Origin of the sequence: Coprococcus sp. OM06-34AC, assembly GCF_003462545.1 — a bacterium.
GTDB classification, from domain to species: domain Bacteria; phylum Bacillota; class Clostridia; order Lachnospirales; family Lachnospiraceae; genus Coprococcus; species Coprococcus aceti.
In genome coordinates this window covers 95474-121794 of the sequence record NZ_QTZF01000003.1, presented here as the reverse complement: position 1 = coordinate 121794, position 26321 = coordinate 95474, and the positions used below count along the sequence as shown (strand labels likewise).

Here is a 26321-nt window from a genome sequence, read left to right as displayed (position 1 = left end):
TGTGTACCGGTCTTTTGCATTCCCCATCACAGACTTTTCAGGCTGTCCTTACAGGATGGACATATCCCGATGAATTCCAGGTTGTGTGACAGTATGACGAAATCGCTGTCCACCTCCACGCCCATCTGTGTGATGGAATCCTGATATGGAAGCTCACTGTCAAATATCCTGTCACATACCTTGCAGCGTATGTGATAGTGATTCTCGGTATTGCCATCAAAATGCTCCATCTTGTCCCCTGAATACACATTCATGACAATTCCCTCATCAACCGCATCAGAGAGCACCCTGTACACAGTTGATTTGCCTATCTTATATCCTCTCTTTTCCAGTTCATCTATCAGACTCTGGACTGTAGGATGAGTCTTGAGCTCCTTTATAACAGAGTATATGACCTGTTTCTGCCATGTGTTACGCTTCTCACTCATTGTATAGTCCTCCTTCTGGTATTTATAATTTTCTATTAGGAACAGTTCTCTATAAGAGTAAGATAACACATTCCATATATTATTTCCACTATTTTTATAATGTAAGTTTTTCCTGTGATTCGATTCCATATATGAGCATTTGCATGTGATCATATATATCACTGTCTGGTGAAGGTGTATAACCTCAGTCCATGCTCTGTCCAGAGAGCGGTCTGGTCGTTGTAGCCAGTTCCCGCAAAGTTCGGAGCAAGGTTCACTCCAACGCGGTTAAACACTGCACCGGACGCCTTTACATATTCCTTCTCGCCCTGAAGCTTTACCACCTTGTCTATCGCACTCTGGGTCAGTGAATCAGGTTTCACATGCACCGGCGTAACAGCGTTGATGAGATCTCCCATGAGCTTTACGCTGTACTGCAGGCTTCTGCCCTCCATGACATAAACTGCATTCTCGTCAAGTCCCTTAGTCCGCATATGCTTGTAAGTGTAATTCGGTATCACCTGTCCCTCATAATAGCAGGACACCGCCTCGGAGCCATCCTGGGAAACCGTCATGAACTGGTACACATTCCTCCGGAGATCTGACACTGTGCCATTCTCGATCCTGTGATATTCGCCGAACTGAAATGTGCGCCTGTGTCTCTTGTAGAACTCCACCTGCTCTTCTATTGCCTCCAGATCTTTCTTCTTCATATCGCACAGATTGCACTCATAGCCCAGCACGCCAAATGCCGCCACTCCGAATCTCGTCTCAAGAGGAGTAACTCTGAGTGTCTGGTGATTCGGACAGCCCGACACGTGACTGCTGACAACCGACATAGGGTAGCCATAGCTGTATCCCGTCTGTATCTCAAGCCTCTCCCTGGCATCCGTGTCATCACTTGCCCATATCTGCGGCATATAGCACAGTATGCCGAGATCAAATCTGTTGCCACCGGCAGCACATCCCTCAAACAGAATCTCAGGGAAACGCTTAGTAATCCTTCCCATGATATCGTAGAGTCCCAGCACATACCTGTGTCCAAATTCGCCCTGCCTGTCAGACGGCAGCGTCTGACTGTAGCGGTCAGACATAATCCTGTTCATATCCCACTTAACATACGATATATTGGCAGATGAGAACACATTTGCCATGGCTTCCACTATATGATCTCTCACGTCCTTGTTGGTGAGATCCAGCAGCATCTGATGACGCCCCTCGGCATGACTCTGTCCCGGCACTCTGACTGCCCACTCCGGATGAGTCCTGTAGAGATCACTGTCCTCGTTCACCATCTCCGGCTCGACCCATATACCAAAGTCAAGTCCAAGTGCATTTATCTTGTCAGCAAGCTGCTTTACTCCACCCGGAAGCTTGCTCCGGTTCTCCTGCCAGTCTCCAAGTGAGGATGTGTCATTGTCCCTGTGTCCGAACCAGCCGTCATCCATGACGAACAGCTCTATGCCGCACTTCTTTGCTTCTTTTGCAAGCTTCAGCAGCTTTTTCTCATTTATATCAAAGTATGCGGCCTCCCAGCTATTCAGCAGAACAGGCCTCTCCCGATCCGCCCAGTGGCCTCTGACTATATGTCTTCTGACAAATGCATGCATATGACTGCTGACACCGCCAAATCCTGAATCTGAATATGTCATGACCGCCTCCGGCGACTGGAATGACTGTCCCGGCTCAAGCGCAAATGAAAATCCTTCCGGATTGATGCCGCTGAGTATACGCATACGTCCATATGAATTCTGTTCACAGCTCTCCATATGGTCTCCTGAATATATGAGATTGAAGCCGTAACACTCACCGTGTTCCTCTGAACTGCCGTGCTCAACCACCATGAAGAACGGATTGGCCCTGCTGCCCGAGGTTCCGGTCGACGATGAGACAGACACTCTTCCCTGCCTTACAGGGTGCACCGATCTGTGCATTTCCCTCGCCCAGGCTCCTCCGAAATGTATCATGTCATATTCCTGATACATTCTCATATCAAACTGCATGGACATAAGTCTGTCCACCCGCTCCACGTCATCACTTTCATTTGTCAGGCGGGCACTTCTGGTTATCACGTCGCAGTCATCCCATGTGACATATATTAGCTCAAGCTTCTGTCTGTAGAATTTGTCCCGGAGGGTTATTGTGAGCTGTGTTACCTCGCCCGCTGTATTCTGTCGCTCATATGCTTGTATGCTCTGCATTCCACCAGCCACACCGCTTCCCACTTCTGTGCCTTGCTGCTCTTTTACTGTGTTGAATCTGCCATCTGTCCCCCTATGATATTCCACCGCACACGGAAGTCCTTCAAGCTCATCCCTGCCGTTTTTTATCTCGTATGATTCGTACACAAAGTCGCAGGTCGTACTGCCATTTGCATGGGTCATACAGACAAATGGTTCGCTGACATCCCCCTTGCCGGTTGACGACAGTTCCTGCAGCAGACTTTCTAAGGTAAGTCCACCATCCAGCGCTATGGCATTGCCGGTCTCGAACAGGCTGCGGTCATGTGCCACATCCCAAAGTCCCGCAATATTCTGATCTCCGCAGTCCAGACTCCTGCCACCGTAGTACAGGTGCTCAAGGTGTCCATCCGGGCGCACGCACATGGCATACTGCGTCGACTTTGTCTCCAGTATGAATACCTGATGTTCTTCTATATATCTGATCATAGCGGTTCCTCCTATCTAATATGTATCGCCCCTCTCGCATAAGCGAGCGGGGCAGGTCGTCGGAACCGATTCCGAGTATGAACTTCGTTCATAGCGGTTCCTCCTATCTAATATGTATCGCCCCTCTCGCATATGCGAGTGGGGCAGGTCGTCGGAACCGATTCCAAGTATGAACTTCGTTCATAGCGGTTCCTCCTATCTAAGTTTCGTCATGATCTCCTGCATCCTCTCCTCGGTCAGCTTGTATTTCCTGATGAAGAATACAAGTCCTATGATGAGAAGGACTATCGGAACGACCGTCATCATCATGGAAAGTCCCATGAGAGTTCCTGTGCTCTGCTCTATGACTTCCGATGTTCTATCTGCCGGCTGGATAAGTCCGACCCATTTGATCGCAAGTCCGGCAAAGAACACTGCAACTCCCGATGCAAGCTTTACTACAAATGTCTGCATGGAGCATATGACGCTCTCATCTCTCTGCCCATTCTTGTACTCTCCGTAGTCTATGCTGTCGGCAAGACACACAGTTATCAGAACATTTAGAAGTCCGCTTCCCGCAAATACCAGAAGTCCCGGGATGAACAGAACGTACCAACAAGGCACTCCGCCCACCGTCATACGGGTAACACCGGCAAGGCTGCAGGCAAGCAGCATCACATATCCGACGATTTCATATACTACCGAATGTACAAACAGCTTTCTCTTGGACATCTTCTTTCTAAAGAGCGGGAACAGCATCATAGCAAGTATCTGCGCACCGCCGCCAAATGCGGAGAACAGCGCATATCCGCTCTCACTTCCTATGTCATATGTGAAAAAATATATGAGCAGGTTGCTTGTTATATAGAGTGCAGAGTTTACGAGCACGATGGTGATGACCACCGCCAGAGCCTGGTCATTTGTCACCAGTGAATGGAACATCTCACCTATGCCATGGGACTCCACTACTGTGTCACCCCTCTCCTTTACATTTGCCACGCAAATGGCCTCCGAGATGACGAACACCACTGCAACCAGAAGAGCCCACCACTTGAAGCCGATGCGGTAATCCGTGATCTTCAGCTTGTCCGCCGCCAGGGCTGCGCCGCTGATGGCTGGAACTACTATCATAGTAAGTACAGTAGGGATGGCAGAACCCACGCCCGCGCAGGATCTTGCAAGTGCAGACAGATTCTCCCTCTCCTTGCCCGGCTCAGTGATGGCCGGGATCATGGACCAGTACGGAATATCCATCAACGTGTATGTGATTCCCCACAGGAAATATGTCACTGTCAAAAACACCTTCATCCCACCAGCTCCCATGCTTTCCGGCACGGCGAACATCGCATAGAGGACAACCGCGTTCAGCACGGTTCCCGAGAATATCCACGGTCTGAACCTTCCCCATCTGCTTCTGGTCTTTGCCACCACGATACCCATGACAGGATCGTTAAATGCATCAAACACTCTCGCCGCCATCAGCACTGTTCCTATGAACACTGAGCTGACGCCAAGCACAGAATTGTAGTAGTACAGTATATAGCTGGCTACCAGCATATACACCATGTCTTTTCCCACGGCCCCTACTCCGTAGGCTATCTTTGTCTTTTTCTGAAGGCCGCCCGCAGGTGCGCCATTCTGTGTATTATCCTGTGAATTTTCTCCCATATATAACCTCCTTAAAGGCCTAACCTTTTATATCAGCAAGCCTTGTCTCAAGCCACTTGTCAATATCGTCAAATACCTTATCCCTGCACAGCTCATTCAGTATCTCGTGTCTGCAGTCCTCATACAGATAGCATGCCACATTGTGCGAAACTCTCCTGTGGTATAACTCGTAGAGCTTCAGAACATCCCTGCCGTAATGTCCAACAGGATCCCTGTCACCGGACACAAACAGAACCGGCACATTCTTCGGTATTTTCGCTATGTTCCTGTCCTCCTGTATATAGTGGAGTGTATTGAACAGCGTCTCGTAGCCCTTCAGGGTAAATGAGAACTGGCACAGCGGATCATCCACATATGCATCCACGCGCTTCGGGTCACGGCTCACCCAGTCTTTATTCGTCCTCTTTCTCACCTCACCGTCCACGATAGTGGTCTTCGGGATACCCCTGTTGTATGTTCCAAATGCCAACACTTCCATGAGGGTACTTCTGTATCTCTCGCCGTGCTGACTCTTCTCAAGCTCCAACACAAGTCTTCCGATCTGCAGCATATACTCAGGCATGCATCCAGTTCCCATGCAGATAAAGCCGTCCACACTTGAGCCCTCCGTGTAAGGTGACGGATATTTTGGATCCCAGCCGTAGTCACTCATGTATCGTCTCGCCATAAATGAACCCATAGAGTGTCCCATCAGGAAGAACGGTACTCCTTTGTATGCCTTCTTCAGACTTCTAGTGACTCTATGAAGATCCGCGACTATTGCCTTGCTCGCATCATAGGCATTCATATATCCAAGCTCATCCATATTTGCCGCCGTGAGTCCGTGTCCCAGATGATCATTTCCTGCAACTACGAAGCCTTTCGCAGCAAGATATCTCGCAAATTCGTCGTACCTGTCTATCAGCTCTATCATTCCATGTGATATCTGAAGTATCGCCCGCACCTCGCCCTGTGGCTCCCACACGATGACATGCAGCCTGTCCTTGCCATTTGATGATGGTATAAATGTCTCTTTCTTCTTTACCTTATACATAATGTAACCCTCCATTCTCAGTTCTTCATATCCATCGCCAGTTTTACGACCTCATACGCTCCGTCGTATATTCCATCCAGTTTGTTCCGCTTTATGTTCTCACACATATCTGTGAGTATGCTGTCATCCTGCATGAACAGCTTCATCATCTGTAGAGTGTGCGGTATATCACGGCACTCCAGTGTTCCATCTCCGATCTCCGCCGAGTGTATCGCCCCCCACTGCTCATGCCCGCCAACTCTCTTGATGAACAGCTTTGGAACTGGATAAAAGGCCAGCTCAGACGGCTTCGTTATGAGTACATCACAGCTTCTCATGAGAAGGTTGGTGCAGTACACAGCCTCATATATATTCTCATGGCAAAATGCGTGTATTCCGTACACCTCTTCCTTAAGAGCCTTATCCGCAAATGCTGTGGTGTCGCTCCAGTCATCGAAATGTGTAGTGACAAGGCCCTCCATGGCGGGTATCTCTCTCACCAGCTCTTCCCACACGTTCATGTAGTCGCCCACATTTACATACAGGACCATGTTGCCCTTCTTCACGCTGGCAAGCGCCGTCCTGATGATAGCTGCAAATATATCCTTCTGTGCTCCGGCACCTCCTATGGTGAGAAGGAAACGCATCGGTGCCTTTTTCTTTCTTCTCTCTATTCTCCTGTCGCAGTCCTCCTCTATGGCTGCCACCAGCTCATGGTCTATATAGTGTCCAACGTATCTGATTGAATCACCGGGCATAGGCTTAAGCACCTCGTCGCCCTGCATGCCGTTCAGGGTCCTGTATCCGAGGTATGCCGATCTGGTCTGAACCGTGTGAAGGCTTCCCTCCGCAAGGTGGAGCGCCATAGGCCAGTTGTCAGGGATTGCATTCACCACATGTTTCATTCCTGCATGAACCGCCGCCTGAGCCGGCCACACATGTGTAGCCACAAGTGGGATATCCTTTGGAACATTCCTAAACACCGGTGTCATAAGCTCCGCATTCATCTGATCCGAGGCATTGTATGACAGCTTCCTGAAACCCTCATAGTTCATCGGCTCCCACACCGCTTTGTTGAAAACCTTGCTCTTTCCCGATATCCTGGATCCCAGGGAATAGAGCTTATTCTGTGCCTCAATAACCTTTCCTCCCGTGGTCTCACTGTAGGAATTGAGATCCATCCAGTACGGCTTGTATCCCAGATGATTGGCCGCTGATGCTATCGCCATGGATATTCTGTAATGTCCGAACCCCATCCTGATATTGCCAACTATGATTCCTTTGTCCCTGTCAAATTCCTCCCGGCCGCCATCCGGTATATCATCACTGACTCCGCCGTCGATCACAATATTGGAGACACCGAGAGTATCTCCAATATACGGATTCTTCACAACTGCAAGAGGATAATCCACGTCACTGTCATCACCGAATCTTTTTACAAATCTCTCTTTGGAGTTCTCCGCCTTTTTGACGACCTGACTGCTCATCCTGTTGCCAAATATAACCTCAGATCTCTTGCCCATAGCACATCCTCCTGTCTTTAATATATACTGCCCACCTCGCCCCGGTGAATGAAACCGGCCGCGGGCATCAATTCCATATAATCATTTCATTCATAGCGGTTCCTACTCCTTACAGGATATGCCATCCATAAGTACATCAAGTGTATACTGCACCGCCTCGTCAAATGTAAGTCCCGCGTCTATCAGGACTGTAGTCTCCATGTATTTCTCAAGCGTGGCCTCGAACATCGTCTTGATGACCGGAATCGGAATATTCCTTATAACACCCTCGGCAATTCCGCGCTTCAGAAGCTCTATGGTATTATCCCACTGCTGCTCCATCATTACTCTCACCCGGGCAAATATCCGTGGATATGAATTCTCCAACTGGTATATCTGCCGCCAATCCAGCTCGCTGTAGCTGTCCGGCATGGCTATGAGAATCGCCTTTATCTTCTCCACCGTGGTCAGGCGGTCGTCATCCATGACCGCCTGTTCACTTCTCTTGATCTGCTCGTATATATATGTCGCCGTGTCAAAGAACAATGATTCCTTGTCCCTGACGACCTGATATATGGTTTTCTTGCTCACTCCAAGTCGTCTTGCCATATCGTCCATGGTGAATTTGAACCCTTTCTCCCGGAACTCCTCTATGGTCGCCTCATATATCCTCAATTTAAGCTGCTGCTGTGCTTCTCCGTCCATAACTCCCTCCTGTCCATCCGTGTCTGTCAGCTTCCTGTACATACTTCCCGCTCAGGAAACTCGGAAACTATTTTTAGTTTTCCAGTTTCCTTAATGATAACATTTCTTTGTAGATATTGCAATAATAAAAAATACGGCATCTCCCAAAGCGGAAATGCCGTATAGTACATCATATATGCTCAGTTGGAATCGCGATTTTCCCAAAAATATTTCTAGATATAATATTTCTGTCTTTGTATCACTCCTATGGCTGCTCCACATCAAGCACATACAGCTCATGGAGTGCTCTCGTACAGGCTATATAGTGCGCATGTCTTGTGACCATGCTTCCGTCGTAGGTTCCGTCCGTCATGACGTACACTGCATCGAACTCCATTCCCTTTGCAAGGAACTTTGGAAGTACGACCACACCGCCCGCATAGACAACCGACTGATTGGTGATGAGCGTCACCTCGGTGTACTCGGAAAGCTGTTTGTACACTTCGTAGGCGTCTGCCTCGTCATTTGTCAGGATAGCTATGTTGTCGTAGGCGTCCATGTCTCCGTAGCTCAGCTTGTCATTTATGAACTCCTCAGCTTCATCCAGTGACTCACACTGTATCTCCTCAGGCACCCTGCCGTGTCTCTCCACAGTGTTGCCGCCTACGCCCTCTCCGCCAAGTATACCGTTGCAGAACTCGGTGATCTCCGCCGTGGATCTGTACGACGCGAACAGCTCCTTGAGCTCATAGCCGCCCTGTCCGTTCCTCTTTGCAAATATCTTCGTCAGAACATCCACAACAGTCTCCTCAGGATCATAGAAGAGCACCTGATACCTGTCGCCGAGGATAGTCTTCTTGCAGCCAAACACCCTGTCTATCACCGCATACTGGAATATATTGTAATCCTGCATCTCATCTATGACGAGGTGCTTGATATTGTTGTAGGAATGACATCCGTAGAAATACACCTGCAGGTAAAGTATAGGAAGGATATCCTCATAGCATATCTTTCCATATTCATTTCTGTACTCCGATATACCCGGATATTTCTTCTCCATCTCCACCAGGAATCCAACATACAACTCAACCAGATTCCTCTCTGCAAATAAATTTACCATCTGCTTCTGTATCTGCCTTGCCAGATTACGCTTCTTCTCGTCCGGGAACTCCTTTGGTGAATTATCCTCCACTCTGTCCACTATGAAGTATGCTATGTTCTCGAATCTCTCATACACAGGTTTTCTTGCAAATCTTCCATTGAACATGGCAGCTATATCCTCGCCTGTATACTCCACCTTCTGATAGTGGAAATTTCTGAACTTTATACCTGACACATACCTGTCCAGATACTCATTGAAACTGTCGTAGAAAGAGATGGACGACTTGACCTTGATATTTCTCATCCTCTGGTTGTCCTGATCGCCGCTGTCTATAATGAACTCCGACTGATCCAGCTTGCTCTCATATTCCTCCTCTATGAAAAGAAGCTCCTCAAGCAGACTGTCAAATTCCTTCTCAGGCACACTGTTCTCCTCGAGCTCCGGGAGAACCTCTGATATATAATCGCCAAATATACTGTTTGGAGACAGTATCATGACATTGTCACTCTCAAGTGTCTTGTAGTTGTACAACAGCCACGCCAGTCTGTGCATGGCTATGACCGTCTTACCGCTTCCGGCGCGGCCGTCCACTATAAGGTTATACGCCGTGCGGTTTCTTATGATCGCATCCTGCTCCTTCTGTATGGTAGCCACCACATTTTTCATCTTAACACCACTGTTGCCGCCAAGGGCCTCCAGCAATATGGCGTCGTTGATGTTGGAGTCAGTATCCACCGCGTCTTTAAGTCTGCCATTTGACACCAGAAACTGTTTCTTCTCCACTATGTCTCCAGAAAACTCATCATCTTCCATGTCATCCACATGGACATTGTAGGATGCCGGTCCCTTTTCATAAGCATAATACATAGAGGATACAGGTGCTCTCCAGTCGTACACAAGCTGCTGCCCATTCATATCTGACTGATAACCGCTCATACCCACATATACCGGGAGATACTCTTCGTCATCTTTATATTTGAATACAAATTTGCCAAAGTACGGCACCTTCTTCTGGTGCTCATACACCTCCAGGCGCTTCGCAGCTCTTCTGAGGAATGCCTCATCATTGTTCACCGACTGCATGTTCTGCAGGAACTCCTCGTCGTCCATGTCTCCATGGCTGTCACGCATGTACTTCTTCTGTTCCTTTATATTGTCCTTTCCAAGCTCCATGGAGCCCTCAGTTATACTGATGCTGTAGTCGAGCTCCATCTCCACATTGTCAAAATAATCCTCTTCATCCTCCATCGTGGAGATCTTGTATTTTTCCAAATTCTTATTTTCTGCCATCTTATCTGCCTTTCACTATTTTACCTTTACGCGCTGTACACTGCTCCAGCCGCCATAAATGGTCTTGCCGCCAACTCTTCTGTAGGTTCTCATCCTCACATAATAATATTTTCCTGAGAACAGGGAGCTTATCCTGCGTCTGAGTTTTGTGGACTTATTTATCGTTGCCATCTTATATCTGTCAAATTTCGACGATGTACTGTACTGGATCTGATACCCGCTGACATACCTGACCTTGTTCCATGTTACATCCATCGTCTTTCTGGAATTTGATCTGACCGTTTTCGCCTTGCATCCCGGCATCCTGTACAACCTGACCCCCGCAGTATCATACGAACTTGCAGAAGTACCCTTGAACGCCTTGACCGTGTATGTATAGTTTCTGTAATTAGTCACATTCTTATCGACAAATGTGAGCGTTCCCGCTGACAGCACCTTGTACTGCTTCCATCCGTTCTGCCCCGGTGCCTTGCGGTATATTTTGTATCCACTCGCGCCCTTTACTTTGTTCCAGGATACCTTCACGCCGGAATATGCATTCTTCACGTTGTACTTCGGCTGGATAAGTCTGACCAGTGCCTTTGTAGCCGCCGGCTGTCCCTCGGCCGTGCCGTTCACGCCCCTCACCGCATATCTGTATCTGATTCCAGCCGCCGCAGTCTTGTCAGTGTATGTTCTGACTCCTGAACCTTTTATCTCAGCTATACATTTGTATGCGCTTGTCGCAGTTTTCCTGTATATCTTATACCCACTTGCATTATCTGCCGAAGTCCACGACAGTCTCAGTCCATCCTTCGCATTTCCAAGACTTTCCACCGCACAGGTTCCGACCTTTGTCTCCGGATGTTTTCCGCCAAATGTATTAGCAAAATAATCCGCCATGTATGGACAACCGTAACCGTAGTATTTATCCTTTCCCGCTGTTCCCAGATCCACGGAATATGAGATAAGTCTATTCTTCAACTGGTCACTGTCAAGCCCCGGCTCAGCCAGCTTCACATAGGCTGCTGCAGCCGATATGTGAGGTGCCGCCATGGATGTTCCTGTACTGACATGTCCGTGATTCGTTCCGGTCTTCCACGCCGATGTTATATAAGTTCCTGGAGCAGAGAAATCCACTGCATCACCATAGTAGGAATATGCATCGTCAAACTCCACCGTATCTGCAGCGATCCTGTCTGCTGTCTCCTCCGTTCCAGCCTTCTGCATAAGCCCCGACACTGTTATCACATCACTGCTGTCCGCAGGATATGACACACCTTCCACGTCGCTGATCTCCCAGTTGTTCACAGTGCTATTCGTATTGCCTGCTGCCACACACATGATGACGCCATCTTCTTTTGCACTTTTTAACAATTCGTCAAGCTTCGACCTGGTGTTGTCACTTGCATTTTTACCATAGAAGCAGAAGCTCATATTGATCACGTCCGCACCGCTGTCAAGCGCAGCCATGATTCCCTGCTGTACCGTTGACACTGTGGTTGCTCCCCGGCTTGTGAAACATTTGATGATCGTGAGCTGGACATTGTCCGGTGTCGCATCCGCTATTATACCCGCCACATGACTTCCATGTCCCATGTTGTCTCCGTAGTCGCTCCGGTCTTCGCCCTCACAGCAGTTCATACTTCCTTCCTCATTTATCCTGCCTTCAAACAGAGTATCCGAGGAATTAACTCCGGTATCTATGACCGCCACATTTACCTTAGCATCCAGCTTGTACTCCGACACCTCTGCCTTCAGCCTGTCCATTCCCATGTACCTTGTGCCCCAGCTTACAGCCTTATATGTCTCCGATGCGGCAAGCATGACATCAACGTTCCGCTGTGCAGCATACGAATTTGAATCCAAATCTGAATCCGCCAGCACATCTTCTGAATATATGACCTGATCAAGCATACATTTGTCAGGCTCGTACTCTTCCTGAAGCTTTTCGTATGCCTGTTTCGTCGCTTCCTCGGTATCGTAGCCAAGCACATAGTAATCGTATTTGTCATAACAGATGACTGTTGTCGCGCCATAGGTCTCCGGCACTTCATCTGTATACAATATGATCCTGCGAAGACTGTATATGTCGGCTGACTCACAGCTGTACATTGCCGCTGCGTCGACATCCGCTCCTCTATCCATCACATCGGCAGAGTTTACCACATCAGCTTCGTCCATGGAATCTCTAAGCTCTGACACACTGGTTACGTATTCTACATTTTCATAATCCTGCGCGTACACCTTGGTATATGTGCCAGGCGCTGCCAGCCCACCTGCCAGCACCACACAGGCAATCAGGTACGACCACCTTTTCCTTCTCACCTATATTCCTCCTGTATATAAAAACAGCTCTTTAAACCACATAGTTATCTTTTAGTATAACATAAATGTGCCGCAGATGGTGAGTAATATCTGTAACCCAAAGCCTCCACAGCACATATTTTATATCAGAGGTATATAAACCTCTGACAACACAATACGGAGGTAAAGTAATGGCAACATTCACTAATCAGGCAACTCTGTCCTACAACGGAGGATCCACCAATTCCAATATCATAACTGGAGAAATCATTGAAGTCCTCACAGTCTCCAAGACGGCTGTGGTGGACACCTACAGAACACCGGATAAGATCACTTATGTGATAAGTCTCATCAACTCCGGAACTACCACACTCACAGGTCTGTCTCTCACGGATAATCTGGGAGCATATGCAGTGGGAAATACAACAGTATATCCTCTCACATATATTCCGGATTCCATCAGATACTACACCAATGGAACTCTGGTAGCCGCTCCGGCTGTCGGTGCTGCAGCTCCGCTGACACTCACTGGAATCTCCGTTCCAGCGGGCGGAAATGCTACTATTATATATGAGACAACAACAAATGAATTTACACCTAGAGGCAATGAGGATTCCGTGACCAACACTGTTACAGTAACCGGCGCAGGACTTACCAACGCAGTCACTGCAACTGAGTCGGTTTCCCCTGTTGCAGCTCCCGATCTCGCCATCACAAAGTCTGTGAGTCCTAGCATAGTTGCAGAGAATGGTCAGATCACTTACACCTTCCTTATAGAGAACTACGGCAACACCGAGGCATCCGCAGGTGACAACGTCATCATCACAGATACCTTCAATCCGATTCTCAACGGAATCACTGTGACCTACAATGGAAATGCATGGACAGCACCGGACAACTACACCTACAATGAAGCAACAGGCGAGTTCGCAACAGTTGCCGGACAGATCACTGTTCCAGCGGCAACATTCACACAGAATACAGCCACGGGAGTCATCACCACAACTCCGGGAACGGCAACCGTGACTGTCACAGGAACCATCTAGCTGGCATGAGCCTGTCCGGGTCGACAACCTGACAGCTTTGGGAACATTTCCCACAAAATAGCAAAAAAAGAAAATTTTGTGCTCAAACTCCCAGATTCCCACTGAAAAGATACACGACTTCTAATCCATGTATCCTTTTCAGGGATTCGGGGGATTTACAGCACAAAATTTTCTCTTTTTTTCAATATAATACCTGAACACAGCTTGACACATCACTCCACATTCTTGAGCGCCTCGTCCATAGGAATCTTCTTTATCCTCTTCATCTGCAACAGTGAGATCACCAGATAGCAGGTAAAGCTGAGCACGAACATGAGTGGGAATATCCATGGCGCCATGTATATCGGCATCCATCCGCTTAGCATATCTATCAGCATTGCCCTGTATATCACCTTGATCGACAGGTAACTGAGCAGTATATCGAGCAGCGTCACCACCGCAACCATGACAGTTGTGGATGACAGATACAGCTTACTGATCTCCTTTGTGTCATATCCCAGTATCTTAACCATGGATATGGACACCGTGTTCTTCTCCACTATTAGTTTTGTGAGCAGATATACGAGAAGCATGAACATAACAAGTGAAAATACAACCACTATGTAGAACATACCCCCCATGGACTTGGTGAGCTGTCTGGACACCTTTATCATGTCATCCTTTGTGATCTCTGACACTACATGATCCTCTATATCGGTCAGCTTGTCATTCGAGAAATAGCCGGTGAAGTAATCCTCGTCCTTGTCAAATATTTCTCTGAAATCACCCTCTGTCACGAACACCGCAAGGGCTGCCGGATACACCACAGACCCCGTCACCTTGAGATCATATGTGTCATCAGTATAGCTCTCCTTGAGCTTAAGTTTGTCGCCGTCAACTATCTCATATTTGTCTGCGTAGCTGTCAGATACCAGCACATCTCCGTCGTCCAGCTTAACCGGGAAATATTTACTGTCAGAGTGTATTCCATACACCATGATCTCATCATCTATATCTCCAGTCGTCCTTAGCGTCTTCACACAGTAGGTTTCCGCATTATTATTTGCCGTCTCCACCTGTGAATCCAGAACATACTGGTGGTCAGCTATCATATTATCCAATATGTCATTCTGATAGTGCTTCAGCATAGGATTCAACATAAGACCGAACATCAGCAGAACCTGTGCGAAGTAAATTCCAACAAGCATGACCACATATCCCGGAATGTTCTGAAGTATGACACGGGTCTTGAACCTTGTCATGAACTTCCAGTGAGGCAGCTTCACCGCCTTCTTTCTCTTTGACCTGCTGAGGTCATGCCTCAGGAACCTCAGTGGTGAGAGCTTCAATTTGCTATTTACCACTAACAGGTTCACAGCGATCATGATTATAAGAGGTATGACTGTTGTAAGCACAAATGCATCGGCATTCCAATACGTCACATACTTAGTGAGGGAATAGCTTGCATAGTAAAGCTGTGCCCCCATATCCTTGAACACCGAATAGCCAAGCACGTTTCCCACCACCGATGCCACAAAAGTAACTATGACAGGAAGTGATATGTAATGAATAAGAAGCTCTCCCTTTGTGTATCCCGAGGCTCTCAGGGTTCCGATGACCGACGCCTCCTTTGTCAGCGTGTTGCCGATGGTTACCGCAAATATAAATGCAAGTATAACTATGACGATGTATTCAAACCATTTCATCATATTTGTATCACTGCCAATATCATCCCCTGCAAAGTTGATCGCCTGGTTCTGATACCTTGGAATGTAGTTCTCCACCATAATGCCGTTCATGACCGCCTGTGTATACACAATCTCAAGAAGGTCATCCGCCAGCTTTTTCTCATCGTTCTCCTCATCCGGCATTCCATCATCGTACATCCATGAATACGACCAGGTCTTATTTTTCTCCGGAAGATCATCAAATTCCTCATTTGACACAACCGCAATTCCGAATATCGTGGCATCAAACATGGTGTCATTGTTGTTCTGGAACATGGTACTGTAGTCGGAGAGTGCCACAAATCCGCACACGCTGTATACCTTGTCACCCGCTTTTATATCATCCCCGATCTCTATATCGTTGTTCACCGCATACATTCTGTCAATGGCGATCTCATCAGTTCCTGCAGGAAATTCACCATCCATCAGGCACATTTTATTTACATCGTGTCTTGGTGCGAATATCCTCAGTGTCCTTCCCCCATCATCTGCAGCATCATCTGCAGCATCATTTTCAGAGTCCTCCGTATCATCTTTTGTCTCTGCATTGCCTTCCACATTACCACTATTGCCATCAGAGTCTGATCCGATCTTACTCATAGGCAGTTCATAATACGACATATCATAGAGCTTCACGCCCTCATCCTCTATATTGCTCTTCATATCGTCTGACGCCTCATCCGACAGATCAAAATGTCCATCCTCCACGTTGTATTTGTCAAATGTATTGTCGTAGGTTTTCTTCATGCTCTCACCTGCAACCATGAAGCCCGACACCATTCCCGTCGTTATGACCATGAACAGGAATATGACCATATATTTTCCAAGCTCTCCCTTCAGTTCCTTTGGAATTCTTCTCCACAATGGATTTCTCATAACAGATCCCCTTTCCTATTGAACGTCTACCCTGTCTGCCCAATTACCAGTCAAGCTCTACAGCGGATATCTTGTTCTCATTTACAATGTTGCGTCTTATCATGCCGTCCCTGAGCTTCACAGTCCGGTCCGCCATATTCTTGATGGCATCATTGTGTGTGACCATGATTATTGTGTTGCCATACTTCTGGTTCACATCCTCTATGAGCTTAAGTATCTCCTTGGAAGTGTTGTAGTCAAGGGCACCTGTCGGCTCATCACAGAGAAGTATATCAGGATTCTTCACGATTGCCCTTCCAATTGAGGTCCTCTGCTGCTGTCCACCCGACAGCTGATTTGGGAGCTTATGTCTGTGCTCATAAAGCCCCAGAGTCTTTAACAGATCATCCACATCAAGAGGGTTATCGCTAAGGTATGCTCCAACCTCCACATTCTCCTTTACATTGAGATTAGGTATGAGATTATACATCTGGAATACATAACCGAGATGCTTTCTTCTGTATCTGGTCAGTGTCTTCTCATCCATATCCCCTGTCTTCTCTCCATCTATGGAGATATAACCGGAATCCGGGCTGTCGATCCCACCTATGATATTGAGCAGAGTTGACTTGCCAGACCCCGATGGGCCAAGCAGCACACAGAACTCGCCCTTTGCGACCTCAAAATCAATTCCTCTAAGTACCTCAGTTCGGTTCTCCCCTGAACCGAAGCTTTTCTTTATCCCACTGATCTTTAAAAAACTGTTGTCTCCCATGATTCTCTCCTTTTCCACATTTTATATTCTCCATAAACGCATCGCATAGCTCTCATGCCGTACGCCAATATTTAAACGCATGATTATATGTTCATATATTTATTAGCACATATGTAGGCTCTGTGTCAACTATATTAGTGATAAATAATATCAATTATTCTTTTATACACATTTACAGGAGCATTCAGGGATATCCCAGAAAAAAAGAGAAAACCACATTCACATCATATTGATCTGCCTGCTGTTTTCTCTTTTTTACATCTGATTCCACACATGTGGCGATCAGAATCTATATTCTCTTATCTCACAGTTCTTTATGCCAAATGCTGCGAATTCCTCATTTGTCATATCATTGAAATACGACTGTACTATTCTTGATATTCCATTGTGGGCAACCAGAAGATATGTCTTCCCGGAATCTTCCGACTCAGCCTTAAGCTCATCTAACAGATTGTACACCCTCTGACACAGATGAACCATGGTCTCTCCGCCCTCATAGTGATCCAAAAAATGCGTCTTCGCCTTGGCGAATATAGCGCCGTTTCTGGCTGTTCCCTCGTATTTGCCAAAACACTGCTCACGGAGTCTCTCCTCGGCTCTCATAGGAATTCCTGTTATCTCGGATATATGTCTTGCCGTCTCCGAAGCCCTGACCAGAGGCGAATACAGGATCTCATCTATGTGATAATCTCCATTCTTTATCATCTCACCAAGCTGCTCCGCCTGCTGATGTCCAAGCTCTGTGAGTTCAATATCCGTGGCTCCACATATCTTGTTTTCCACATTCCACACGGTCTGCCCATGGCGGGTGAAGAACAGTCTTGGGCCAAACTTTTCAACAAGCACCGCCTTTGCATCGTCATATCCCTGTGTTATCCTCTTCTCAACACCTTCAGGCGAAAAGTCAAGCATGCCATCTATGGCACCACCAAGAGGAATGGACGGATATATATGTATCATCTCCGCATCATCGTATCTGTCGGTCTTCCTCTCATCGAGATGCACCACGACAAATTTTCTGTAGCCCTCATCATAGAGAGGCTGTATTGGCACATTATCTCCCCCAAGGAAGAAGCCTCCATCATAATACTTTGTCTTGTCTATCGTCTCCATAGGGAATATGACCGGTATGGCTGAAGAAGCAAGAAGTATACGTTCTATCTCCTCCGGTTCCATGCCTGACAGCTGGAATCTCTCAGGAGTAGGCTTGCCCTCCACATTGAGACATGTAGCATAACAGCTCATGTCACTGTTCGACACACCATCAAGTACTGGTGAATTCTCCAGTATGTCCATAAGTCCTTCTCTGGAGAAGAAGCCATCCTTTATCCTCATGCCTTTTGCCACAGCATCCAGTCCTATGCACTCTATTGCACTCTGTATGACTGGATTGTCTATGGTCGTGAGCTTCTCCTTGATGGACTCAAACCATTTGTTCCTGTTGTCCTCGTCTATATCCTTGTTAGACAGTATCCTGTCGTTAGTTATGTCGTACCACATCTGTGTAGCCTTATCCAGATCGCCGCAAGCGTACAATGCCGCATTCAGTGCGCCTACCGAGCTTCCTGATACCGCCTTTATATCGATCACATCTCTGTACTCCTCAAGAGCCTTCCACACTCCGATCTCATAGGAGCCACGGCCACCACCGCCACCGAGCACCAGACCGTATCCTTCCTTAACCGGCACATCCGGCTGCCCGTCCTGACCGCCCAGTTCCGTGTAATGTATCTGCTTCTTCTGCGATATAGTCTCCTCTATCGCCTTATGAAGCTCCCCGGCCTTTTCCTTTATCTCCTCTGTTCTCTCCTGAAGCTCCTGTATAACCTTTTCTTTATCCATATATTAATCCCCCTTACTATTCCATAATAAAGCTGCTCTATCCAATATTGTCATCTTATATATCCACCAATTATGATCATATGTGTGTTTCATTTTAACATGTCAGCAACTATACCCACAACCTTATACTCACTATATTCAGAAGCTTTACCATTTATAGAACATTTATTTACGCTTTATATATTATTTCTTTTATGAACATATTTCTTTAACATCCGATACACAGAATGTACACAGTACCATCTTATTATATATACAGATTGATGAGGACAGCAGATGTGCGACATGCCCAGGCAGCACCAGCGTATCTGCCGTCACTCAAACTATCAACAATCCAATTTATATAGATGGGAGGCCGGATACCTCACAAGTCCGGTCACAACACCTAAAACCTTCCTTTATAACTTTTATAAAAAAGACGGATATCAGACAATGAAACTTTTACCCATTTTCCATTTCTGACATCCGTCTTTTTGTATATATCAATTATTCTACAAGTATTTGTACAAGGCACTGCCACTCTCAGCCCTGCCAATCATGCTAAGTGCGGTCCTGTCTCATGGTGTACCACCATTTGAAAACTGCACTTCCAATGATGATCACATATCCTATAATGCTCAGCATGTCAGGGATCTGATCCAGGAATACAAATCCCAGTATAGCCGCAAATATGACCTGACTGTAGTCAAATACCGATATCTCCCTGGCTGGAGCCTTCTGGTATGCTGCGGTTATACTGAACTGTCCACCAGCCGCCGCAAGTCCGGCACAGAGCAGGCACACAATCTGCTGCCATGTCATAGGTGCGTGGTCCAATATGATAAATGGAAGCGTCACCAGACATGAGAATACAGAGAAACACATGACTATGACCGGTCCGCGCTCCCCCTGTTTGCCGAGCTTTCTCACGTAAGTGTAGGCGATTCCGGCTCCAAGGCCGCCCGCCACACCAACCATGGCATACAGAAAATCCATATGAAACGAAGGCTTCACAACGAACAAAGCACCTGTAAATGCCAATGCCACGGATGCCCACTCTATCTTATTTGCCTTCTCCTTGAGCACAAAGTACGATGCTATGATCGCAAAAAACGGAGACAGCTTGTTGAGGATATTTGCATCCGCTATGTTGAGCTTGTCGATTGCATAAAAATTGCAGATAAGTCCTGTCGTTCCACAAATACTTCTCGCCGCGATTCCCGGCCAGCTGCTCTTCTTTATCTTGAATTTCTCCTCAGTCCTCATGAGCATGGCAATGGCCACAACAGCGGCCACTGCATTTCTGAAAAATGCCTTCTGCATAGTTGGCAGATCTCCAGACAGTCTCACGAAGAAGGTCATCAGTGAGAAAAAGAACCCTGCCATGATTATGAACAGGATTCCCTTGTATTTATCTTTTATTACCAGTCTTTTTGCCATTTGATCAACTCCCGATAATGATAAAATGCCGCCAGGTCCCGCAGCACTTTATCTATTTAAAAGCATCATCCTTGAGCCCATGCTCATACAGATACTGCTCCCACAGACTGTAATACTGCGCCTGCAAATGTATGTCATCCCAGGTATAGTCCTTTACAAGACCACCCTTGCCATCGTCCACAACCGTATTCATATCCAGATAGAAAAGCTTTATTCCATCAGCATATGCAGCTATGGCCCCATTCTTGTCATCGATATTGTCATTGTTCACAATATCGTGGCTTGCCGAATAGTCGCTGGATACATGCATGCAGCCCATCATAAAGATCACTGCGTCCGGCTGAAGCGCCTGTATCTGGGCCACCGCATCGATATATGTGGATGCGTATGTCTCCGTATCATATCCAGCCTCATTTATACCAAGCATGATGTAGATCTTCCTGAATTGTTTGCTTTGCAGCAATTCCGTGAGTGTCTTGGTTCCATTTGCGGCTATCTTCTCCCCCATCAGTCCAAATGAAGTAAGGCCCTCCATATATGCAAATTCTGCATTGTCCAGTCCGGAATACAACGCCAGTCCTTCCACTCTGGAATCACCTATGAACAGAGCATCGTCAAAATAAGACTTGTCAACCTTTATATATGGGTACTGGGTCTCAAGAGCGATCTGTGTGAGATCTCTGTAGCAGCTATTTCTTGCCTTTCTCTTCTTAACCTTCTTGTATTGAGTCTGTCTTGTCACCGGAGCAGCCGAACCGCCTGTATCTATGGTTGCTTTTTCCGTAGTTGCCTTTTCGGTGGTCGCTTTCTCTGTAGATTTCTCTGTTGTCTTCTCCGTGGATGCATTCTCAGAAGTCTGCTTCTCCGTGGATTTCACCTCCGTTGTCTGCTCCTCTGCAGCCTCACTGCCCGTGGACTCCGACGTCAGCTCGCTCTTTCCCGGAGCATCCGTGCTTGTTGCGTCAGTTCCGGTTGCCACCCTCTCATCAAGCAGCACAGTCTGGGCCATAGGATGATGAAAGCTGACATCCCATTTGTACACGCCAAGCGCAGCTCCCACATAACCGCCTGCGGTAACTATCACGCCGGATATTATGAGTATCGAGAACAGTGGACAGCCTTTTATCATTTGCCATAATTTCTTCATCTGCCCACCTCCTAAAATCTAAAATAAAGGAATGGATTGGAGCCACCCTTTGCTATCTGATATACACAGAACCAGAACAGTGCGAGCATTATAAGCTTGCATACCCAGTTCTTGTAGAATTTCTCTATGAGCTTTCTAGGCCACGGTGTACAGAAGATCACGCAGATCAGCAGCAGCCACCAGTATGTGTGTCCCAGCATGATCAGCTTGTCCATGGCATGTGTGGTGACTGATCCCTCTATGTTCATGCCAAACATTCTCTTCAGGTACAGTCCCAGAAGCTTCAGATCAGATATGTTAAATATTGTCCATGATATCGGTATCAGGAAGAACATGTACACATGGCCAAGAACCTTCACCTTGTCAAATACCTTGCCAAGGAACAGCTTCTCCATGAGAAGGAACACGAACAGGAACAAGCCCCATATCAGGAAATTCCAGTCCGCACCATGCCACAATCCGGTAAACATCCACACAGTGAACATGGCAAGTATCATTCTGAGCTTTCCCTTTCGGTTGCCGCCCATCGGTATGTACACATACTCTCTGAACCAGCGTCCGAGTGTAACATGCCAGCGTCTCCAAAAATCTGTGAGGGAATGTGCCATATAAGGATCGACAAAGTTCTCCGGTATCCTGAAGCCAAGTATAAGGCCAATTCCTATTGCCATCACGGAATAACCCATGAAATCAAACAGGAGCTGGAATGAATATCCCCATGAACCAAGCCATGCGGTCACAGTGTTTATTCCATAAGGGCCAACCGTCTGCACATCGTTCCACAGACTGGCTATCTTATTTGCCAGAAGCACCTTGTACGCAAGTCCCAATACGAACAGTGTCGCACCGCGCTCTATATCGTCCGCCTTGACCTCTCTGTGATCCAGCTCAGGCTTCACCTCATCGTAGTTGACTATAGGGCCGGCTATGAGCTGAGGGAACATGCTCACATATGTTCCGAACTTGATTATACTCTTGTCCGCCTGATACTTGAGCCTGTACACGTCAAATATATACGATGTTATCTGGAACGTATAGAAGCTTATTCCAAGCGGCAGTGTGATTGCCACGCTATCAAATATCTTTGTTCCCGCTGCAGTGTTTATTATCTCTATAAAGAAGTTGATATATTTGAATATGAACAACATTCCAAAATTAAACACCATAGCCACCGCCAGCCAGCAGTTTCTCTCAAATGAACAGTCGATCTCCGAATATACTTCTATATCATAAAAACGCTTGATTCGTCTTGCCACCGAATAGTTAAATATAATAGAAAACATCATCAAGAACACGTATATGGGTTCGCCATACGCGTAGAACACAAGGCTGCCTAAAAGCAGTACAACATTCCTGTACTTCGGCTTTGTCACAAAATAGATAAGCAAAAATAAAGGCAGGAATCTAAATAAGAACTCCATGCTCGAAAAAACCATAATATACTCCTTAAATAAATACTCAGTCCAGTGTGAGTATAAATACTTTTACCACTTATGTCAACCGACACTAATCCTATTTTTTCTTAAAAAAACTATTGTTTTCGACATATTTTCTCACCACCACAACATATGGTACTTCGCCCATATCCACGCCCCTATTAACATAAAAAATGCGTGATCCATATTTCATGAATCACGCATTTTTTCTCTATTCTATATATGATCATATTAAGATCTTATGATATGACACATATCCCTATGCCATGTCTCAACCTCATCTTACAGATAATCAAGTGGGTTGACATATGAGCCATTCAGGAATACTGAGAAGTGGCAATGTGTACCTGTTGAATATCCTGTTGAACCTGCGTACGCAATGGTCTGTCCCTGTGAAACCACATCGCCAACGCTTACTGCAAGTGATGAGTTGTGAAGGTACATCGTCACAAATCCATTACCGTGATCTATCATAACGTAGTTACCACCACTCTCGCCCCACTCGGCTACCGTTACAACACCTGCATCAGCCGCTGCGATAGGCACTCCGTATGAACATCCTATATCTATACCCATATGATTGGAGCTTGCTCCTGCTGTCGGTGACTCTCTAGGTCCGAAGTAGTCTGTGATAGGTCCTGATACAGGCCATATGAACTGACCTGAACCGGTTGTTGAACCGCCATTGTTACTTCCACTGTTGTCGCTGTCACTGCCTGAGTTATCGCTTCCACCGTTGTTATCCTGCTGCTGTTGTTCAGCTTCTCTCTGCTTACGCTCCTCCTCCAGTCTCTGCTGTTCCTGACGCGCAAGCTCTGCCAGCTTGTCATCCAGCTCTGACTCCTGCTTTGCGTATTCAGCCGCAAGAGCTTTCTGCATCTCAACATCATCACTGTACTTGTTGATCTCCGCATTCTTCTGGCTTATAACATCATCGAGGTCTGCCTGCTTGGTCTCCAGGTCTGCCTTTACCTTCTCTACATCCGCCAGATCATCCTTGAGTGTCTGCTGATACTCTGCTATGTCATTCTTAGTCTTTACCAGCTTGTTGAGCTGCTTCTGGTCATATGTGCTGAGCTGATCAACATACTCAGACTTGTTAAGACTATCCTCAAATGAAGCCGATGACATAAGTGCATCTATGTAAGCAACATCGCCCTCCTCGTAGAGGTACTGTATCCTCTTCTTCATCGCCTCATACTGATTATCCTCACTGACCTGAGCCTCTGCAAGCTTTGTCTGAGTCTCATCTATCTCATTCTGAAGATCCTCAGCCTGCTGTTTCTTCTCCACGATCTGTGTGCTTATATCTGTGGCCTGCTTATCGAGCTCATTTACAGCCGCTGTAAGCTTGTCTACCTTCTTCTGATACTTCTCTGCGTTTGCATTCGCCTCTTCCTGAGCCTGCTGAGCCTCTTCCTTCTGCTGCTCAACATCCTCCTTGGTCTCCTCAGCATGCACGCTGAACACAGGAGCCGCAAATATGGATGTAAACGACATGAGCAGTGCTCCTGTAGTAACCACTGCCACCTGCATACCTTTCTTCTTTATCTTGTATAAATCTATTCTCATCATTCATGCCTCCTAATCGCATTTCATAATGTTATTATCTTTTTGCCCTACTTATCAGCATTATAACACATATTGTTCCTAAAAAAGTAATAACAATTTGTGAATTTTTTGTGCATTGCTCTGACCGCATTTAACACTACACTCTCAGGTGCTTTCTTGTGGTAAGAATACTTCCTACCAGACCAACACCGATACCGAGCACAAGTCCGACCGGTACCATAGTCCTGAACAGATCCTGCTGGCTCACAAATGCGAACAGCGTTGTGACAACCTTGAACCTTCCGGCAACGTATGTCAGTATCTTATCGTACATGTAGTACAGAAGGACCAGAGGTATAGCCGAACCGACCGCGCCTATGATCACACCCTCTATGATGAACGGTGCTCTTACAAATACATTTGTCGCACCGATCAGCTTCATGATCCCTATCTCTTCCTTTCGCACTGTGATACCTATGGTGATCGTGTTACTTATAAGGAATATTGATACCAGCATCAGTATCACAACTATTCCTATGGATGCATATCCCACAAGGGATGACAGTGTCGTGATGCTGTCCGCAGTCACGTCAGAACTCTTTACCTTTCTGACTCCTGAAAGGCCCTGGGCAAATGCCACGAACTCCGGCTGTCTTGATACATCCTTGAGTGTGATCTCATATGACGCAGCATTCTTTAACGGGTTATCTCCGCCAAATGCATTCTTTGCAACCTGTGGATCATCGTAGTTCTGATCTGCAAACTTGTCCCATGCCTCATCGGCTGAGATGAAATCCATCGTCTCAACATAATCGACCGTTCTTATCTGTTCACCTATGAGCTGTATGGTCTCATCTGACGCATCCTCGTCGAAGAATACAGATATGGTGACTGTCTTCTCAAGCTCCTGCATACCTGACTGGAAGTTTACAACCACCGCATATATGATTCCGAAAAGGAACAGACATGATATGATGGTTCCCAGTGATGCAAGTGAGAACAGTATGTTTCTTCTTATATTCGCAAAGCCCTGTCTGAGGACATAGAAAAATGTACTAATCTTCATCTATGTAGCCTCCTTCCTTCTCATCACTGATTATAACGCCCTTCTTCAAGGTGATAACTCTCTTCTTCATCTCATTGACGATATCCTTGTTGTGGGTTACCACAACAACTGTGGTTCCTCTCTTGTTAATATCCTCAAGGAGGTTCATGATATCCAGTGAGTTCTTAGGATCAAGGTTTCCTGTAGGCTCGTCCGCCAGTATGATGTCCGGATTGTTGACCAGTGCTCTCGCCATGGCAACTCTCTGCTGCTCACCACCTGAGAGCTCCTTCGGGTATGATTTGTATTTGTCTGCAAGTCCAACCAGCGTCAGCATGGCCGGAACTCGTCTTCTGATATATCTCGCCGGGGTCTGGATGACTCTCTGTGCAAATGCGACATTCTCGTATATAGTCCTGTCCTTGAGAAGTCTGAAGTTCTGGAATACGACTCCAATCCTTCTTCTGACCTTCGGTATATCCTTCCTCTTGATCTTGCCGTAGTCGTATCCGGCAACAGTGATATTGCCCTCCGTAGGATCGAGCTCCTTGAGCAGAAGCCTGAACAGAGTGGTCTTGCCCGAACCACTGCTTCCAACGATAAATACGAACTCGCCTTTCTCTATATTAATATTGACATTCTTGAGTGCCTGATTGCCCCCAGGATATGTCATACTCACGTTCTCTAATTCAATCATAATATCTGTAGTCTCCTTCGACCTGTATCTTTATTTTTCTCCCCTTTACTCAATCCAAGCAGAATTGTAACAATTCTGTAACATTTTGTCAAGTGCTGACATATATTACATATCTTAAGTTTATTTTGGAAATTTCACTATTCAAATTGACCTTAGTGTAAATAAACTTTATAATATTTAATTAAGAAAAAATATGGGAGGAT

18 protein-coding genes and 1 pseudogene are annotated in these 26321 nt (G+C 46.6%); 1 reads left to right on the top strand and 18 read right to left on the bottom strand.

What is annotated here, in order from left to right:
* Nucleotides 1-26 precede the first annotated feature (26 nt).
* From DXB91_RS06595 to DXB91_RS06560, 8 genes are all read right to left on the bottom strand, one after another.
* Entirely contained in the window at nucleotides 27-428 is a 402-nt protein-coding gene (locus tag DXB91_RS06595; RefSeq protein WP_118017181.1) for a Fur family transcriptional regulator, read from the bottom strand.
* Between the two features lie 158 nt (nucleotides 429-586).
* Complete coding sequence (locus DXB91_RS06590) at nucleotides 587-3076, bottom strand: alpha-galactosidase (RefSeq protein WP_118017179.1); 2490 nt, start codon at nucleotides 3074-3076, stop codon at nucleotides 587-589.
* Between the two features lie 195 nt (nucleotides 3077-3271).
* Nucleotides 3272-4723, bottom strand: a complete 1452-nt coding sequence (locus DXB91_RS06585; RefSeq protein ID WP_118017177.1) for a glycoside-pentoside-hexuronide (GPH):cation symporter — start codon at nucleotides 4721-4723, stop codon at nucleotides 3272-3274.
* Nucleotides 4724-4742: 19 nt separating this feature from the next.
* Nucleotides 4743-5756 (bottom strand): alpha/beta fold hydrolase, encoded by a 1014-nt coding sequence (locus DXB91_RS06580; protein WP_117550893.1) that lies wholly within the window; start codon nucleotides 5754-5756, stop codon nucleotides 4743-4745.
* 17 nt (nucleotides 5757-5773) lie between these two features.
* Nucleotides 5774-7258 (bottom strand): DUF6937 domain-containing protein, encoded by a 1485-nt coding sequence (locus tag DXB91_RS06575; protein WP_118017175.1) that lies wholly within the window; start codon nucleotides 7256-7258, stop codon nucleotides 5774-5776.
* 102 nt (nucleotides 7259-7360) lie between these two features.
* The gene (locus DXB91_RS06570) at nucleotides 7361-7942 is read right to left on the bottom strand and encodes a TetR/AcrR family transcriptional regulator (protein ID WP_242992701.1); all 582 of its coding nucleotides are present in this window, start codon (nucleotides 7940-7942) and stop codon (nucleotides 7361-7363) included.
* Between the two features lie 244 nt (nucleotides 7943-8186).
* A complete protein-coding gene (locus DXB91_RS06565; RefSeq protein ID WP_118017173.1) occupies nucleotides 8187-10313 on the bottom strand; it encodes a HelD family protein in 2127 nt (708 codons plus the stop codon).
* 15 nt (nucleotides 10314-10328) lie between these two features.
* The gene (locus DXB91_RS06560; protein ID WP_118017171.1) at nucleotides 10329-12620 is read right to left on the bottom strand and encodes a S8 family serine peptidase; all 2292 of its coding nucleotides are present in this window, start codon (nucleotides 12618-12620) and stop codon (nucleotides 10329-10331) included.
* A 170-nt stretch (nucleotides 12621-12790) separates the two neighbouring features.
* Here DXB91_RS06560 and DXB91_RS06555 point away from each other — a divergent pair, with 170 nt between their 5' ends.
* On the top strand, nucleotides 12791-13645 hold the full coding sequence (locus DXB91_RS06555; RefSeq protein ID WP_118017169.1) for a hypothetical protein: 855 nt from the start codon (nucleotides 12791-12793) through the stop codon (nucleotides 13643-13645).
* A 212-nt stretch (nucleotides 13646-13857) separates the two neighbouring features.
* Here DXB91_RS06555 and DXB91_RS06550 read toward each other — a convergent pair whose 3' ends face one another.
* The 10 genes and pseudogenes from DXB91_RS06550 to ftsE form a co-directional block, all read right to left on the bottom strand.
* Nucleotides 13858-16227 carry an ABC transporter permease gene (locus DXB91_RS06550; protein ID WP_118017167.1) on the bottom strand — a complete coding sequence of 790 codons (2370 nt, stop codon included), beginning with the start codon at nucleotides 16225-16227 and terminating at the stop codon, nucleotides 13858-13860.
* 43 nt (nucleotides 16228-16270) lie between these two features.
* Nucleotides 16271-16981 carry an ABC transporter ATP-binding protein gene (locus DXB91_RS06545; protein ID WP_117551058.1) on the bottom strand — a complete coding sequence of 237 codons (711 nt, stop codon included), beginning with the start codon at nucleotides 16979-16981 and terminating at the stop codon, nucleotides 16271-16273.
* 282 nt (nucleotides 16982-17263) lie between these two features.
* Nucleotides 17264-17827 carry a histidine phosphatase family protein gene (locus DXB91_RS14750; protein ID WP_334290611.1) on the bottom strand — a complete coding sequence of 188 codons (564 nt, stop codon included), beginning with the start codon at nucleotides 17825-17827 and terminating at the stop codon, nucleotides 17264-17266.
* A 201-nt stretch (nucleotides 17828-18028) separates the two neighbouring features.
* A pseudogene (locus DXB91_RS14745) lies at nucleotides 18029-18823 on the bottom strand (patatin-like phospholipase family protein); the annotation flags it as partial.
* Nucleotides 18824-19363: 540 nt separating this feature from the next.
* Nucleotides 19364-20242: a DMT family transporter gene (locus tag DXB91_RS06535; protein WP_117874504.1), complete on the bottom strand. Its 879-nt coding sequence runs from the start codon at nucleotides 20240-20242 to the stop codon at nucleotides 19364-19366.
* Nucleotides 20243-20294: 52 nt separating this feature from the next.
* The gene (locus DXB91_RS06530; protein WP_117550909.1) at nucleotides 20295-21389 is read right to left on the bottom strand and encodes a GDSL-type esterase/lipase family protein; all 1095 of its coding nucleotides are present in this window, start codon (nucleotides 21387-21389) and stop codon (nucleotides 20295-20297) included.
* A gap of 11 nt (nucleotides 21390-21400) precedes the next feature.
* Nucleotides 21401-22825: an MBOAT family O-acyltransferase gene (locus DXB91_RS06525; protein WP_015533679.1), complete on the bottom strand. Its 1425-nt coding sequence runs from the start codon at nucleotides 22823-22825 to the stop codon at nucleotides 21401-21403.
* A 282-nt stretch (nucleotides 22826-23107) separates the two neighbouring features.
* Nucleotides 23108-24397, bottom strand: a complete 1290-nt coding sequence (locus DXB91_RS06520) for a murein hydrolase activator EnvC family protein (RefSeq protein WP_015533678.1) — start codon at nucleotides 24395-24397, stop codon at nucleotides 23108-23110.
* A 136-nt stretch (nucleotides 24398-24533) separates the two neighbouring features.
* Nucleotides 24534-25442 (bottom strand): permease-like cell division protein FtsX, encoded by a 909-nt coding sequence (gene ftsX, locus DXB91_RS06515; protein WP_015533677.1) that lies wholly within the window; start codon nucleotides 25440-25442, stop codon nucleotides 24534-24536.
* A complete protein-coding gene (gene ftsE, locus DXB91_RS06510) occupies nucleotides 25432-26118 on the bottom strand; it encodes a cell division ATP-binding protein FtsE (protein ID WP_022216898.1) in 687 nt (228 codons plus the stop codon). Before ftsE ends, ftsX begins: the two co-directional genes overlap by 11 nt.
* Nucleotides 26119-26321: the final 203 nt, after the last annotated feature.

What these genes read in the sequence shown, in the direction of transcription:
- DXB91_RS06595 (WP_118017181.1), bottom strand. Translation starts at nt 428, where the DNA reads ATGAGTGAGAAGCGTAACACATGGCAGAAACAGGTCATATACTCTGTT.
- DXB91_RS06590 (WP_118017179.1), bottom strand. Translation starts at nt 3,076, where the DNA reads ATGATCAGATATATAGAAGAACATCAGGTATTCATACTGGAGACAAAG.
- DXB91_RS06585 (WP_118017177.1), bottom strand. Translation starts at nt 4,723, where the DNA reads ATGGGAGAAAATTCACAGGATAATACACAGAATGGCGCACCTGCGGGC.
- DXB91_RS06580 (WP_117550893.1), bottom strand. Translation starts at nt 5,756, where the DNA reads ATGTATAAGGTAAAGAAGAAAGAGACATTTATACCATCATCAAATGGC.
- DXB91_RS06575 (WP_118017175.1), bottom strand. Translation starts at nt 7,258, where the DNA reads ATGGGCAAGAGATCTGAGGTTATATTTGGCAACAGGATGAGCAGTCAG.
- DXB91_RS06570 (WP_242992701.1), bottom strand. Translation starts at nt 7,942, where the DNA reads ATGGACGGAGAAGCACAGCAGCAGCTTAAATTGAGGATATATGAGGCG.
- DXB91_RS06565 (WP_118017173.1), bottom strand. Translation starts at nt 10,313, where the DNA reads ATGGCAGAAAATAAGAATTTGGAAAAATACAAGATCTCCACGATGGAG.
- DXB91_RS06555 (WP_118017169.1), top strand. Translation starts at nt 12,791, where the DNA reads ATGGCAACATTCACTAATCAGGCAACTCTGTCCTACAACGGAGGATCC.
- DXB91_RS06550 (WP_118017167.1), bottom strand. Translation starts at nt 16,227, where the DNA reads ATGAGAAATCCATTGTGGAGAAGAATTCCAAAGGAACTGAAGGGAGAG.
- DXB91_RS06545 (WP_117551058.1), bottom strand. Translation starts at nt 16,981, where the DNA reads ATGGGAGACAACAGTTTTTTAAAGATCAGTGGGATAAAGAAAAGCTTC.
- DXB91_RS06535 (WP_117874504.1), bottom strand. Translation starts at nt 20,242, where the DNA reads ATGGCAAAAAGACTGGTAATAAAAGATAAATACAAGGGAATCCTGTTC.
- DXB91_RS06530 (WP_117550909.1), bottom strand. Translation starts at nt 21,389, where the DNA reads ATGAAGAAATTATGGCAAATGATAAAAGGCTGTCCACTGTTCTCGATA.
- DXB91_RS06525 (WP_015533679.1), bottom strand. Translation starts at nt 22,825, where the DNA reads ATGGTTTTTTCGAGCATGGAGTTCTTATTTAGATTCCTGCCTTTATTT.
- DXB91_RS06520 (WP_015533678.1), bottom strand. Translation starts at nt 24,397, where the DNA reads ATGAGAATAGATTTATACAAGATAAAGAAGAAAGGTATGCAGGTGGCA.
- ftsX (WP_015533677.1), bottom strand. Translation starts at nt 25,442, where the DNA reads ATGAAGATTAGTACATTTTTCTATGTCCTCAGACAGGGCTTTGCGAAT.
- ftsE (WP_022216898.1), bottom strand. Translation starts at nt 26,118, where the DNA reads ATGATTGAATTAGAGAACGTGAGTATGACATATCCTGGGGGCAATCAG.